The following is a 13,517-nucleotide window of genomic DNA, read 5'->3' as shown; positions in this document are numbered from 1 at the left end:
ATAATTTATCGGTATGAGGCTATTCATTCTAAAGTAAAAAGCCATCCACTAAATGGATGACTCTTTAAATAAAATAATTTATTCTTCGTAAGCTGTTTTCATAATAGAAATTATTTCATCCAAAGGTGATACACTTTCGTTTTTTAACTTAATCCAAGGGATTTCACGGCGACCACCGTTTTCGTCTTGACATTCAGCTTTACCATAATATTCTTCACCCTTTGAAGCTATGTAAACATCCCAATTGCGAGTTACATTTGAAGAATAATCCGCTCTAACTAAGTACTGCTTTTCCACTTCATAAATTGTTGGATTTGACATATCAACACCCCCTTTCTACCATATATTTCAAGATCAAAAGGAAGATTCCTGCTGAATTTACAATAAAAATGCTATATTTTGTTATTCTTCGTCTAAATATGCTTTATTAATAGCTCCTAGCAACCTTTCCAAAAACTCTTGATTATTTAAAAGTTTATTTGTGTTGCTATAATCTCTCACTCGATCTGTACGAACCCTACTAACTTTTTTCTTCTTAACTTCATTCTGATTAAACTTTTTATTCATGATTTACTTACCCTGTAACTCTATTTTCTTCTTGGTATTGTGGTGTACTTCTAAAATCAAATTAGCTATTGCTCGATCTAGATTACTCTTTTTTTCTAAATCGCATGAACCTTTATGAGTAATCTTACCGTCCTTCGGAACATTTCTTATCATGGTACACTGTCTCCTCGTTGTCATTTCTCAGTTGAAGAGACAGCATATCACAAAATAAGACTTACAACATCTTGAGCAAATTAAGTATTAATTCATCTCTAAATTCTTATAAGTCTTACCAATAACTACGTTTTCAATCGAACTGTATGTAAATTCATGATTCAATAATTTTAACCAACCATTAATGAATTCTGATTTCTTCCCATCAAACTTTTTAAATTCTAACTTAATCATTAGGGCTAAATCTGAACCTAGTCGCTTAGTATCACCAAATTTATGACTAGACTGTTGCATATTCTTCTTTCTAGTTGTGAGTTCTAGATTTGCAATACCATTATTAATTTTTACTTTTGCATCGTCCAAGTGATGTACTTCTAATTTAGGAGTCTGATTTCTCCACCAAGATACTTCTACTCCCATTGCAGAAGACATAACAACTTCATGAACTCCGAGTACCTTCCATGATCCATCATCTTTTTTCATTCTAACTTTACAGTAACCAAAACGTTTACCTGGGTTAGAAATGAGAAATCTACCTAACTCTAAGCTATAAACTCGACCATTTACTACATCACATCTGTAATTACTAAACGCTCCTGGTATAGGAGTTAGTAAAACCTTTGCACCATTAACTTGTACTTCCATCTATATATCATTCCTTCAAATTTTATTGTTTGTCCAAAGCAAAAAGAGACCTTCAACCTTTGGAGTAAAGGCGGCCTCTTCTTCTTAGATCATCTAATTTAATTTGAAAGTTGTGTCATCACGACATGAACTTATTTTTATACTCCAATTAACATTCAATTAATAAATGCTAAGTGGAAAATAAAAAAAGGACACCAACAATTAAGTTAGTGTCCAAGTACAATTATTATTAGGAGAAATAATAATGAAAACTAATGAAACCTCATCAATTCTCACCACAGGTGACGGTAGTCACCTATTTAACTAAGTCTAACGATACGGTTAAACTCTTGTTATTTACCTTCTCCACTTTCACATTAAATTTCTTCCCAATATAATCACAAAGGAAAATACGATTACTAATATCTCTTTCATACTCATTATAAATTCCACAGATATCATCTTCACCTATAACAAGTCTCAAGTATTCTCCGTTTTTCTTAAGCTCTACTAGATTATCATTAATCAAGTTTTGAACTTCTTCACCAGTTTTTACACCGGTATGCAATCTAATTTTGTAATCCTTTAATAATACTAATTCTGTGTTTACACTATTCTTCATACTCTTACTTTCACTTGAAACAATTTCTGTTGCTTCCCTTTCTTTATTATAATCAATGAAATGGTATCCCATTTGGTTCTGTAATCTGTATTTTCCATCCTTTAATGTAGTCTTAAATGACTCATCATTAACTGAAGCAATACCATCATTAACCATTAGAATTCCTACATACTCATTTTCTTTTCGGTTTAATTCTTTAACTTCTAGAACATCAATCTTATTCTTATCTTCATTCGTTTTTAGATTCTCAAGTAATCCAGCAGCATCTTCAGTACAAATCCAAGGGAAAAGATAACTAGCTGTTCTCACTACTGTTTTATCTTTTACGGTTCCAATCTTAGCTTCATGATAATCAATATAGGCACATACTGAAGTTAACACACTAGGATTATCACAAACCGCATTTAACCTAGTCCTAATTTTATTGCCTAACTCTCTATACTTCAGTTTAATGATCTTAAGTGCTTCCTTATCTTCAGCACTAGCACGTACTTTCTTAACTGCTTTTTGTGCTTTCCATATCTCCCCACTTTTTTCCGCATATTCATTGTAAATAGGGATGATTTGTTCACAAAGGCTGAAAAAAGTTTCTTTGTCATACTTTGATTCATCTATAATTAAATCAAATGTACTTTTATCTAAATACCCAAATGGATCAAAAATTTTCTTTTCCTTTAACTTAGCAAGTCTTTCTTCAATCTTATAAGCAAATTCATTCAAGGGACTGTTAATCTTCAAATACTTGTAGTCTTTAATCGTATTATCCATATCCTCATAGATAAACTTTTGAAAGTATGGTTTGAAATTTTGTTTTTCAAGAAGTACATCAGGTATCTGAGGATTAGTTCCCTTTTTAACTGAGTCAATGAATTCAGCCTGGAGCTGCTTACATGTTGCTATTGCTAATTCACTACCTCTTAAATCTCCCACTTCTAATGCCTTCGATTGAATAAACGTATCAATGTTTGTAACAATAGGAGTCATGTTCGATAAGTTTCTTAGTTCAAAATCAAGAATACTATCCATTGCATAAGATTGGGTTTTACCTGGAATCTTGTCATCATCATTTACAATAACTAAATCTTCTATTACAGCTTTTCGAATAACAGATGAATCAGTTAAAAGAATTTTGTCCCCATCGTTATCTAGTCCCGAAAGTTGAGGCATAGTCAGATCCTTAGTGTTTATCTGGATGACATTATTCAAATGCTCAACATACCTATTTTCGTAAGTTACAAAGTTACCCTTCTTCACTTCATGCCAAGATGTTAAGGGATTTCTCATCATGACATGTTCACCTAGTTTACCTGAACAGTAGTACTCATCTTTATTTAAAAATCCTTCTACGTCATCAAACCCTGCTGCAAATTCTAAAAATGCAATTACATCACCAGTTGTGAATTTGTAATTTCCCTTTACAGGGATTCTTCCAATAGCCAACTTCTCAATAGCCTTCTGAACTTGCCTTCTCAAATACTTCTGTACCCTAGGATCAAATATCATTCGGGCATCTAACTCTATCGCCTTTTGTACGTCAGTATCAAGTCTACTCATCTCGTATGTTTCATCATCTTTTACCATCATGTTAAGAAAAGCTTTAACTGCTGCCGTATCTCCACGGTTTAAAATATCCATATAGAACTTACCTGGCTTTTTTGATAAGGTAACAAGGTCTTGTAAACTCAAGTTCAACGAATTGATAAACTGGTAATTTAGATCGGTATAAATATCCGTTTCTTCATGTGATTTAACATGGTTTGCTATACCAATGTAATCATGACCGTATTTTTCAAGTAATGAAACATACTCATCCATACTTAAAAATAATTGCTTACTCTTACCTTCTGTTGCTTCCATTTTGGCTTTAAAGCAACTTTCTGTAAGGATAATATCCACTTCATTAATATCAACAGGATTGTTCCAGATGTCTGTAATAAGAGTTACACTGTTCTCAGAAAACCACGACTTAAAATCTACGCTTATGACTAACCCTTTCACATAAGGTAACCGAATCTGAAAGCCATTACTCACGTAACCAAGCTTTAATTTCTTGGATATCTTCTCTGCATATTGAAGGCTAATTAATCCCTGACCATCGAACGGTTCTATTTTGTTTTCATGATTTTCAACAACTTGTATTTCATAACCAAGACTGTACTTGTTAATAAGATCAGGACATTCTTCCGTCTGATCAACCGAGTAAACATAATAGGGAACATCATTGTAGACTTTATATCCTCTCGGTTTTTCAAGTTGGTCTAGCTTAACTCTTCGTCCTTCTCTAATCCATGCAGACTTACCTTTATCACTTTTATCTATAGAAAGTGGCGTTTGTCTAATCACTGAAGGCGGATTCAAATCTTTTAGCAAGTCAGTTTTCTTCTTATATTTTTCTTCAAGTTCCTTAACTTTCAGGTATTCTTGATATTCAGGAGCAGACTCATCAACAGTAAATTTCTTCACCATTTTAACGTCTTCTATTACCGATGTTTCAAAGTCAGAAATGATTGCAATTCTCGGCAATCCTTGAATTAGGTTAACGCTGCTTAAAGTTAATCCTAATGCAGTCTCATATTTAGATATAACTGTTTGTTCAGGTTGTTTGGATAAAGAGATGTATTCTTTTAGCAGGTTATGTAAATTCTCAGTGACAAACAATGTTCTTTGATTCATAGCCATACTTGATGACTTTCCAAAACGGATATATTTAACACCATCTATGTAAACACCGTTACTCATTAACTGCTTATATAATACTAGTTGACCCTCTTCTTCTTTTGTTGAAATATTCTCAGCGTTCAAAACGAATACTTCATTAACAAAATTCTTAGTTGATTCATTAAAAGTACGATCCATTAACCTATGAACTGTGGAATAAAGTATGTTCTCACTGTTCTGATACACAATTGCATCTTCTTTTGAGAATTCTAAGCGTGTTCCTCCATTTGAGATTAAATTTGAGAATTTATAATAATTTACATGGTACTGTTTACGTTTAAGTGACATCTATTTATCTACTCCCTTTGTTTATTGGTAATTTGATTATTATGTAGAAAATACAAGTTCAAAAGATTGCGCTACGTAAATGGAGAAGTGCCTTCCATTTACTAGCTTGCGAGTTCAAAACTTCGTTTTTCACTCGGATTGTAATTTTGTAAAAATATATTGTGATACTTTTCAGATACCTATATGTTAAAATGATACTTATAGGTACTTGAAAGGTGTCATTTTATCCGAACATTAAAAATGCTTCTTCTATGTCGTCTAATAAGTCTTGTGGAAGTGTTTCAAGTGAAACATCCATCACATTTTGAGTAATGTCAGATGTACTTTTATCTATTAGCAAACTAGCCAATTTTTTAATATTATCTATGTATGTAACTTCTGATCTAACTTTTCCCATCTTACCTGCTGTAAATGAATTTTCATTTCTGTGTTCAGCATTCTTTAACAAGTTGTCTATTACCGTAGTATTTAAGTTATTCTTTTCTTCTTCTCGTTTAACTTCTTCAAGTAATAAGTCTGCTAGTTCAATTAATTCCTGTTCTATGTATTTCTCATTTACATTAATGTCATAGGCGGTATAATAGTATTCAATATCACTATATTCATTTAGATATTTTTTTACTTTACCTTTAAACTTTTTCCAGTCCCTAGAAATCCTTACATGTGACATTTTCTTATATTTCATTTTCTCGAGGACTTCTTTTTCACAATCCATAATGACTGATAATTCATTTTCTGAGGCAATCCTTGTTATAAATTCTCCTTTTTCTCTAACCTTAATTACTGTGTTGTACATGATGATCCGTTTATCCATAAGATTATTTAAAGCGGATTCAATTGTACTTTTGAAGTTACTGTTACTTGTATTGTAGAAATCATAAATAACCTTTTCATTAATTCTTGTATACTTGGATAGTTTTGGGACAAGCTCACCACATCCACCATAGTTGTTGTTTATCATTCCGATTCTGTTTAATAACCTACTTCTACTTATTGATATATGACCATTACATTGAGCAAGTAAATCAACAATCAATAACTGAATAGCATTACCGTAAATATTTCTTCGACTACCAGCACTTTTACCTCTGTTTTCAACCTTTTCTTTTTCTTCCTCAAAAACTTCATCTATAAGGATGTTATGTCCTGATTTTCTATAACTACAGAACCGTTCTAATTCTTTAAATTGATACATCTTACTCTTGCTACTACTTTTAACTGGTATTTCTAACAACTCACATAATGCTTTGTAATTCTTGATGCTTTGACCTGCTTTTAACTTTTCTGTTTTCAATAATTACCCTCCGTTTAATTTATTTGTTTATAAATTTATACTGAGCTGCTAACTTTCGAACATTTTGATTGTCCGTAAAGAAATATACAAATTTTGTAGAGTTGTCTTTATCAACTTTCATTTTCTTCAATCGACAGCTATTCATCATTAAATAACCTGCCATACGTTGACTGAATACTACAAAGTCTTTCTCACTAACATTTTCCATTATGTAAAACCTCCAATATTTGATTAAGTTGTAAGATTATTTATTGAAGATAATTAATTCTCATTATCTTCCGCCACACACGGCGGTTAGCCGTGAAATAGTTAGACTTTAGGGGAACGAGTTGAAATAGTCCCCTAAAGCAAATACTCACCTCTATGTATTCCTTACTCTTTCAATTATATCTACTGTAATATTAAGCTCTTCCTCTAATATGTTTCCTTTTTCATGAAAGCTGTTTAACACTTCAAGTTCTGCTCTTGCCATTTTTAATTGATGTTTTGATATTTCTAAATTTTCATATGTTTGTTTTAAAATATTTTCCTTCATCATTTCAAATTCGGATTTCATCTTTTGGTTCACCTTCCTTTCACTTTAGATAGAATGAGGGATTTACACAGATACAAATACAAAATTTATTTACTACTTAGTCACATTTACAACTCCTTTCCTTTTTATAAGTACAATATATAACGGAATAATGAATAAATATATAGTTTTGAGAAGTTATTTCCATACGGTTAACACTGCATTGTTAAGCCTTAAATGCCCCTATAATGACATTAGATAGTCAATATAAATTATATTTATTCAAAAACATTGTATAACTGTCGAATATCGTCGTGCGATTTCCAAATAAAAAAGAGTGCAATTTGCACTCTAGGTTAAGAAGTTTTTTTCTTTTTATTATTTCTTCGGTTTTCTTCTCTATAATCATTAACAGCATTTCTGCCTGCCTCTACTCTTTCAGCATCGAGTTTTTCAATAGCATTAGAAATATAATCAAAAAGTAAAATTACCTTTAAAGATACGGTTTCTTTTCCAAACTCTGTATCAGCGCCATGGAGAATTGCATGGCGACTAATATCGGAAGCTATTGCTTTCCCATGAGCGAAACTAACTAAAATATTACCAGAGTAATACCTATGAATCGAATTATCAAAACTTAGAACGCTTTGATCTTCTTTATTATTTATTAATAAATAGTCAAGAAGTATAGTCTGAATTGCTCCATTAACGTGACCTTTTATTTTAAAAGCATCAATCAATAAACCTTCAAATTGAGATAATAAAGAAGGAACAATAAGGTTGTACATTTTTAATTCATTCGCTTTAATAACTTCTTTTAAGAGAGGTAATCTTTTTTTAAGGTGGTCTTTTTCTTCCCATTCACTACCTATTTCTTGAATAGTCTCTTCATCATAGTAACTAACCATAAACTCATCTATATATTCTTGTACATGTTCTTTTCCATTATCTCTATAATCCCTTGCTATTTTTTTTAAGAGTGGAATGTCAATAGTATCATGAGGAGGATAACCAAGCTCTACTATAGCCACTTTAAACGTCTTAATATCTTCTTCAGTTTCTATAAATCCATCTGCAATCTTCTTAAATGTTTCAGTAATTTTTTGAGCTTCTCTAAAAGGTCCAAGCATTTCATCAATTCTTTTTTGATGTTGAATTAAAGGCTTAACCAATTCATCCATATTTTTTTGCTGTTGATTAGCAATTTCAATCCATTTTTGATTTTGCTCTATTGTCTTTAATAATGGACTATTTTTAAATGGATCAATGTTTTTAAAGGGATCAACGTTTTTAAAGGGATCAACGTACAATTTAAGCACCACCTTCTACATCTTTTAATACTCACTTGCTCTATAACCAGCTTCTTCTGCTTCTTCTTCTGTACAAAACCATTCTTCTGCATTAGTTACCTCGTAGTATCTTCCACCTGGCAGATGGTAAATAAGTTCTCCGTTGTAAGTAGTTTGATTACCTTTAATATCTGGATCTGAACATGTTTCCTGGCTACTTACTTTAGATGAAGAATCAACATCTACAAACTTACTGTAACAAAAGATTGCCAATACAATTGATAATCCAATAACAAGCGTTGTCCTAATACCCACTTTCACTCCAACTCCCAATAGTTTCAATATAATGCAATTATAGGATATCTGGATTGGAATGGATATATTTTTTTATAAAACGCTTGACTGGAAGATCTTGACCTTTTACTTTTGGTTGAGGCGATGGAGGAGATGAGCAAAGTTGTTGCCAGGTATCAAAGATAAAAAAATCAATGACAACTGGCAATCGACTGAAACTTTTGTATATCGGCTCTGTGATCGAATCGCTTCACCCTATTTGTCGTGAGATTTTCTCTCAAATGATTCTACTGCTACAGTTTGCCCTGACAGTTTAGTGAATTGATCACCTGTATGAATCATCTTGCAAGCGTATATGCTTCAAACCTTCCTCATCCGAACCGATTATGTGCGTTCTCCACATTCAGAAAGCATACAGAAATAGGGAACTGTACTTGTGCTTTCCTAGACTTAGTCATTGCATCGCTTAAGTCATAAGCTTTCCAGTTTATTTTTACTTGCTGTAAGTTGGCAGTCCAGCAAGGGAAGCCCTAAAAAAGACAATACTTAATACAACTTGACACATCTTATTTTTTTGAGATATGATAAGCTTAGGGTTATTCCATATTTAATTGTATGGGATTCGATAAAACTTTTTGGAGGTTTAGCTGCGACAACAGCTGAGCCTCATTTTTTTTGTTTATTTTTTACTTTCTAAGATTCATTAATGGACTACAGGCTATTGCCTTGTCTAATAATTGTTGATTACTCATAGAAGATAAATATATCTGTGTGGTATTTACTTCTGAGTGTCCTAGCAACAGGCTTAAACTGTGTAGATCCAACCTCTCTAAACTCTTCAAAGCGTAGAAGTGACGGAATAAATGAGGATGAATTTTCTTGTTTTTAATTCCAGCTCTCTTCGCTGCTAACCTCGTTATGTTGTATAGTCCCACATGACTTAATTCATCACCTGTGTATGAAAGAAAGTATTTATCTGACTTAACCAGTCTCTCACTGAAATACTGTTTTTTATGTCGTTCATACTTAATTAATATCTTTTTTAATATAGGACTTATTGACAGTAACCGTTCTTTGTTTCCTTTACCTGTAACCAATATTGTAGAGTCCTTCACATTGGTTGTAAGAAGAGTTCTAAGCTCAATAGACCTAAGTGTCCTAGATCAGCCAAACAAGCGATAATCGCCTTATTACGAGCCTCTAAATAACTCTTATAACTAAAAGAATCTATCATAGCTTGTATTTCATCTACACTTAATCCTTGTTTAACTTTTTTCGCTACCTTTGGAATCTCTACTCTGTCCATAGGATTCACAGACAGATAACCCTCATCTTTTACACACCAATTAAAAAAAGCTTTAATTAACTTACATTTAGCAACTATACTTACTGGCTGTAACCCTTCTAGCTGTTTACCTCGTATGTAGGATTTTAGATCATGTTCCGTAACACTTTCTAAATGAGTTATTCCTCGTTTTTCTCTAAGGAACAATAAAAGATGCTTGTATTCTTGACGCTTATTAATCATTGTCTTATGTGTAAAATTAAGAGCCATACAATGGTACAAATACTCTTCTAAAACATCTTCTAACTGCAAAATAAAAAACCACCTTCCTCTATGAATTGGTTAAGAATTCAATAGAAAAAAGTGGTTTATCATTCGTTTTTGAATGATTAAGCTGTAATCACTCGTTTTGATTGAGAAAGATTAAGTCATTCCTATAGGAATGACTTGTTTCAGTCTCATTAGAAGTCTCTAAACCCTTGATATTAAAGGGTTTTCTTACTTCATCTGCTTGTTCATAGCCTGCATCATTTGATTAATTTTCTTCTGTGAAGGCTTTTGCCCCATCTGCATCATCATCACACGCAACATATTTTCATTAATCGGTGGATTTTTTTGTAAATAACTCATCATATACTTGCGGGCAATAAAAAATCCGATCGCAACACCTGCAATCAGTGAGAGTGCACACACAAGGATTATCATACCAGTACCCATTGTTAAAACTTCCTCCTTCATGTTGTCTAGAACTAGTTTACTACAAGTTTACCTACACATACAAGATTGAAAGAGAATTAAGTGGCATAGACCATGTTCAATTTAAACGGTGAAAGCCATCCAAATTTTCTTTCACCATAGTCCATCGCAAGAAAGTAAGGTTCATATTGGCGAAGCGCCTCAAATATAATCGTTTCTGCTTCAAAGTTTCCGATACTGTAAAGGTGGATATATTGATCAGTGAGTTCTATTCTCACGATGCTATCTTTGCAAGATAAAGAATATGTTTCTCCTTCTGAACGCCATTCCTGTGCACCACTTAAATGGTTCCAAAAGTGTTTTTCTAGTTGAGAAACAGATAATAGAGAGGTTATGTAACTGATCTGCTTTTGTAGGATGGTTTTAGATAAGCCATTTGAGCGCTGTTCTTCGAAAAACAACTGAAACAGCTTATTTTCCTTGCCATAATAGGAATGAGCAACTTCTTTTGTGATTAGATAGATATAAAATTCTCTCATGAACAAGCTCCTCTCCAATCATTTTCTAAAAGTATATACAATATACGTAAAGAAGCTTGTCTAAAAAGGTGTGCAGATTCTAACTACTTTTGTCGAATCAGTAAGAAAAGGAGGTTTCCTCTCGGAAACCTCCTTATTCATGCGAATTTTTTATTTATTTAACATGTCTTTAACACGTTTTACGATGTTCTCTGGAGTAAATCCGAATTCTTTTTGAATGACTTCTCCAGGAGCAGATGCACCAAACGTATCGATTGTTAGCGTATCTCCTTCAAGGCCAACATATTTATGCCAACCGAGTGAAGCTCCCATTTCAATCGCTAAACGCTTCGTAATATTCTTTGGAAGTACAGATTCTTTATAGTCGTTATCTTGCTTATCAAAACTTTCCCAAGATGGCATAGAAACGACTGAAGCTGAAATTCCTTCTTTTTGAAGTAGTTCTTGTGCAGCAACTGCAATACTAACTTCAGATCCTGCAGAAAGAAGCAATACATCTGCATCAGCTTCAGCTGGCGAAACAACATAAGCTCCTCGCTTAACACCTTCATAAGCATTCTCTTTTGTGTTCTTTAAGATCGGTAGGTCATGACGGCTTAATACCAATGCAGTCGGCTGGTTCTTGCTCTCAAGCGCTAACTTCCAAGCTGCGTTTGACTCATATCCATCAGCCGGACGAATCACGTTAAGATTTGGCATCGCACGAAGAGAAGCAAGTTGCTCAACTGGTTCATGAGTTGGACCATCTTCTCCTACCATTACACTGTCATGCGTTAATACATACGTTACAGGAAGCCCCATTAGAGCAGATAATCGAATAGCAGGTCTTACATAATCAGAGAACACAAAGAATGTTCCACCGAACACATTCAGTCCGCCATGCAGAGCCATTCCGTTCAGTGCTGCTCCCATAGCGAACTCACGAACACCAAACCAGATGTTACGTCCGCTGTAGTCGTTGCGACTGAAATTATTTTCGCCTTCAATAAGTGTTTTATTTGATCCTGCTAAGTCAGCAGATCCACCAAATAGTGATGGCACACTCTTAGCTAAAGCATTGATCGCCTTACCTGAAGATGAACGAGTAGCTATAGCTTTGTCGTAGTCAGGAAGGTCTTTGTCCCAATTCTCAGGAAGATTTCCTTTGATTGCTTCTTGAAGCTCGTTAGCTAATTCTGGATAAGCTTCTGCATAAGCATCGAATTGCTTGTTCCACTCTTCTTCTTTTGTTTGTCCTTCACTCTTCAGTTGTTCAAAGTGTGATTGTACTTCTTCAGGAACATGGAAATCTTGCTCAAACGTCCATTTGTACGCTTCTTTTGTTAGTAAGATCTCATCTTTACCTAGCGGCGCTCCATGAGAAGCAGATTTTCCTGATTTATTTGGTGAACCATGTCCGATCACAGTCTTCACTTCAATAAGAGTTGGCTTGTTAAGTTCTTCACGCGCTTCTGATAGTGCTTTTTCGATCTCATCAAGATCTGTTCCATCTTCCACATAAAGGACTTGCCAGCCATAAGCTTCAAATCTTTGTTTTACACTTTCAGAGAATGAGTGATGAAGGTCCCCATCCAAAGAAATATCATTTGAATCGTAAAGTACGATCATTCTACCAAGCGCAAGATGACCTGCAAGTGAAGCTGCTTCAGCAGAAACACCCTCCATAAGGTCTCCATCACCACAGATAGAATAAGTAAAGTGATCGATCACTTCATGTCCATCACGGTTATATTTTGCAGCTAAGTGACGCTCAGCCATAGCCATACCTACAGCCATCGCAATCCCTTGACCAAGCGGGCCAGTTGTTGCTTCAACACCAACCGTATGACCGAATTCTGGGTGACCTGGAGTCTTACTTCCCCATTGTCTGAAATTCTTCAGATCATCAATTGTTAAACCATATCCACTCAAATGTAGCAAGCTATATAACAACATCGATCCATGTCCTGCTGATAGTACAAAACGGTCACGATTGAACCATTCAGGATTTGCAGGATTATGGTTCATGAATTTAGACCATAAGCTATATGCCATAGGCGCAGCACCCATCGGCATACCTGGATGCCCTGAGTTCGCTTTTTCTATGCTGTCGATAGAAAGTGTTCTTATTGTATTAATTGCTAATTCATCAATAGTTCGTGACAAAAAAATCATCCCTTCATATGTACTAAACAGTTTTGACTTTCATAATAAACGTTCAAATGCAATTAGACAAGACAAACACATTTTTAACTATAGTTATTTTACCATCTACTCATGAAAACATACAAAAACCGCCTGTTATCCTACAACTTTTTCGTTGTATTAGAACAGGCGGTTAAATTTTATTATGCGAGACCTGGTAAGTGACATGAAAAATGATCCGTATTTTCATCATAATCAAGTTTCATATTCTCAACGAACCATTTATCTTCGTTTCGAACAAAAAATCGAAGACCTTCAATCTCTTGAATGTAATCGTTCTCTTCAGGCACATCAGCGGTCACACCAAGGGAAAAACCTCCCGAGTCACCACTTCCTGCATATTTTACGAAAAGTCTTAAAGCCTCTGACGCTTCTAAAGCAATATCCTTATAAAGGTTCGCAGCTGCACTTGTAATTGAAAAAGTCAAAATATTCTCCCCTTTCAAAGTT

General features: G+C 33.9%; 15 protein-coding genes. All 15 read right to left on the bottom strand.

The genetic code is table 11. From position 1 onward, the window contains the following. Positions 1–78: 78 nt before the first annotated feature. The 15 genes from IHV10_RS06425 to IHV10_RS06360 all read right to left on the bottom strand — a co-directional run bounded on the left by IHV10_RS06425 (position 79) and on the right by IHV10_RS06360 (position 13,495). Positions 79–321 (bottom strand): hypothetical protein, encoded by a 243-nt coding sequence (locus IHV10_RS06425; RefSeq protein WP_197127811.1) that lies wholly within the window; start codon positions 319–321, stop codon positions 79–81. Between the two features lie 81 nt (positions 322–402). Next, complete coding sequence (locus tag IHV10_RS06420) at positions 403–567, bottom strand: hypothetical protein (protein ID WP_197127810.1); 165 nt, start codon at positions 565–567, stop codon at positions 403–405. Between the two features lie 240 nt (positions 568–807). After that, on the bottom strand, positions 808–1,365 hold the full coding sequence (locus IHV10_RS06415) for a hypothetical protein (RefSeq protein ID WP_197127809.1): 558 nt from the start codon (positions 1,363–1,365) through the stop codon (positions 808–810). 295 nt (positions 1,366–1,660) lie between these two features. Continuing rightward, on the bottom strand, positions 1,661–4,972 hold the full coding sequence (locus IHV10_RS06410; protein WP_197127808.1) for an RNA dependent RNA polymerase: 3,312 nt from the start codon (positions 4,970–4,972) through the stop codon (positions 1,661–1,663). Between the two features lie 223 nt (positions 4,973–5,195). After that, a complete protein-coding gene (locus tag IHV10_RS06405) occupies positions 5,196–6,266 on the bottom strand; it encodes a hypothetical protein (RefSeq protein ID WP_197127807.1) in 1,071 nt (356 codons plus the stop codon). Positions 6,267–6,285: 19 nt separating this feature from the next. Then, positions 6,286–6,474 carry a DUF5659 domain-containing protein gene (locus IHV10_RS06400; protein WP_197127806.1) on the bottom strand — a complete coding sequence of 63 codons (189 nt, stop codon included), beginning with the start codon at positions 6,472–6,474 and terminating at the stop codon, positions 6,286–6,288. A gap of 153 nt (positions 6,475–6,627) precedes the next feature. Then, positions 6,628–6,822, bottom strand: coding sequence for a hypothetical protein (locus IHV10_RS06395; RefSeq protein WP_197127805.1), 195 nt, complete (start codon positions 6,820–6,822; stop codon positions 6,628–6,630). 314 nt (positions 6,823–7,136) lie between these two features. Further along, a complete protein-coding gene (locus tag IHV10_RS06390) occupies positions 7,137–8,090 on the bottom strand; it encodes a hypothetical protein (protein ID WP_197127804.1) in 954 nt (317 codons plus the stop codon). Positions 8,091–8,114: 24 nt separating this feature from the next. Continuing rightward, on the bottom strand, positions 8,115–8,384 hold the full coding sequence (locus tag IHV10_RS06385; RefSeq protein WP_197127803.1) for a hypothetical protein: 270 nt from the start codon (positions 8,382–8,384) through the stop codon (positions 8,115–8,117). Between the two features lie 665 nt (positions 8,385–9,049). Next, positions 9,050–9,478 carry a tyrosine-type recombinase/integrase gene (locus IHV10_RS22750; RefSeq protein ID WP_370629641.1) on the bottom strand — a complete coding sequence of 143 codons (429 nt, stop codon included), beginning with the start codon at positions 9,476–9,478 and terminating at the stop codon, positions 9,050–9,052. Then, a complete protein-coding gene (locus tag IHV10_RS22745; RefSeq protein WP_231619423.1) occupies positions 9,475–9,960 on the bottom strand; it encodes a tyrosine-type recombinase/integrase in 486 nt (161 codons plus the stop codon). Before IHV10_RS22745 ends, IHV10_RS22750 begins: the two co-directional genes overlap by 4 nt. Before the next feature lie 186 nt (positions 9,961–10,146). Next, complete coding sequence (locus IHV10_RS06375; protein WP_066241071.1) at positions 10,147–10,365, bottom strand: YneF family protein; 219 nt, start codon at positions 10,363–10,365, stop codon at positions 10,147–10,149. Between the two features lie 77 nt (positions 10,366–10,442). Beyond that, positions 10,443–10,883 carry a sporulation inhibitor of replication protein SirA gene (sirA, locus tag IHV10_RS06370; protein ID WP_197127802.1) on the bottom strand — a complete coding sequence of 147 codons (441 nt, stop codon included), beginning with the start codon at positions 10,881–10,883 and terminating at the stop codon, positions 10,443–10,445. 150 nt (positions 10,884–11,033) lie between these two features. Beyond that, on the bottom strand, positions 11,034–13,037 hold the full coding sequence (gene tkt / locus IHV10_RS06365) for a transketolase (protein ID WP_370568809.1): 2,004 nt from the start codon (positions 13,035–13,037) through the stop codon (positions 11,034–11,036). A gap of 173 nt (positions 13,038–13,210) precedes the next feature. After that, the gene (locus IHV10_RS06360) at positions 13,211–13,495 is read right to left on the bottom strand and encodes a HesB/YadR/YfhF family protein (protein ID WP_197127800.1); all 285 of its coding nucleotides are present in this window, start codon (positions 13,493–13,495) and stop codon (positions 13,211–13,213) included. Positions 13,496–13,517: the final 22 nt, after the last annotated feature.

This window comes from Fictibacillus sp. 5RED26, from assembly GCF_015903895.1.
GTDB classification, from domain to species: domain Bacteria; phylum Bacillota; class Bacilli; order Bacillales; family Fictibacillaceae; genus Fictibacillus; species Fictibacillus phosphorivorans.
Note: the sequence above shows the minus strand (reverse complement) of the source record. Positions and strands in the feature narration are given on the sequence as shown.

Bases quoted from the DNA above. Each gene is read 5' to 3' on its own strand.
- IHV10_RS06425 (WP_197127811.1), bottom strand. From the start codon at position 321: ATGTCAAATCCAACAATTTATGAAGTGGAAAAGCAGTACTTAGTTAGA.
- IHV10_RS06420 (WP_197127810.1), bottom strand. From the start codon at position 567: ATGAATAAAAAGTTTAATCAGAATGAAGTTAAGAAGAAAAAAGTTAGT.
- IHV10_RS06415 (WP_197127809.1), bottom strand. From the start codon at position 1,365: ATGGAAGTACAAGTTAATGGTGCAAAGGTTTTACTAACTCCTATACCA.
- IHV10_RS06410 (WP_197127808.1), bottom strand. From the start codon at position 4,972: ATGTCACTTAAACGTAAACAGTACCATGTAAATTATTATAAATTCTCA.
- IHV10_RS06400 (WP_197127806.1), bottom strand. From the start codon at position 6,474: ATGGAAAATGTTAGTGAGAAAGACTTTGTAGTATTCAGTCAACGTATG.
- IHV10_RS06395 (WP_197127805.1), bottom strand. From the start codon at position 6,822: ATGAAATCCGAATTTGAAATGATGAAGGAAAATATTTTAAAACAAACA.
- IHV10_RS06375 (WP_066241071.1), bottom strand. From the start codon at position 10,365: ATGGGTACTGGTATGATAATCCTTGTGTGTGCACTCTCACTGATTGCA.
- sirA (WP_197127802.1), bottom strand. From the start codon at position 10,883: ATGAGAGAATTTTATATCTATCTAATCACAAAAGAAGTTGCTCATTCC.
- tkt (WP_370568809.1), bottom strand. From the start codon at position 13,037: ATGATTTTTTTGTCACGAACTATTGATGAATTAGCAATTAATACAATA.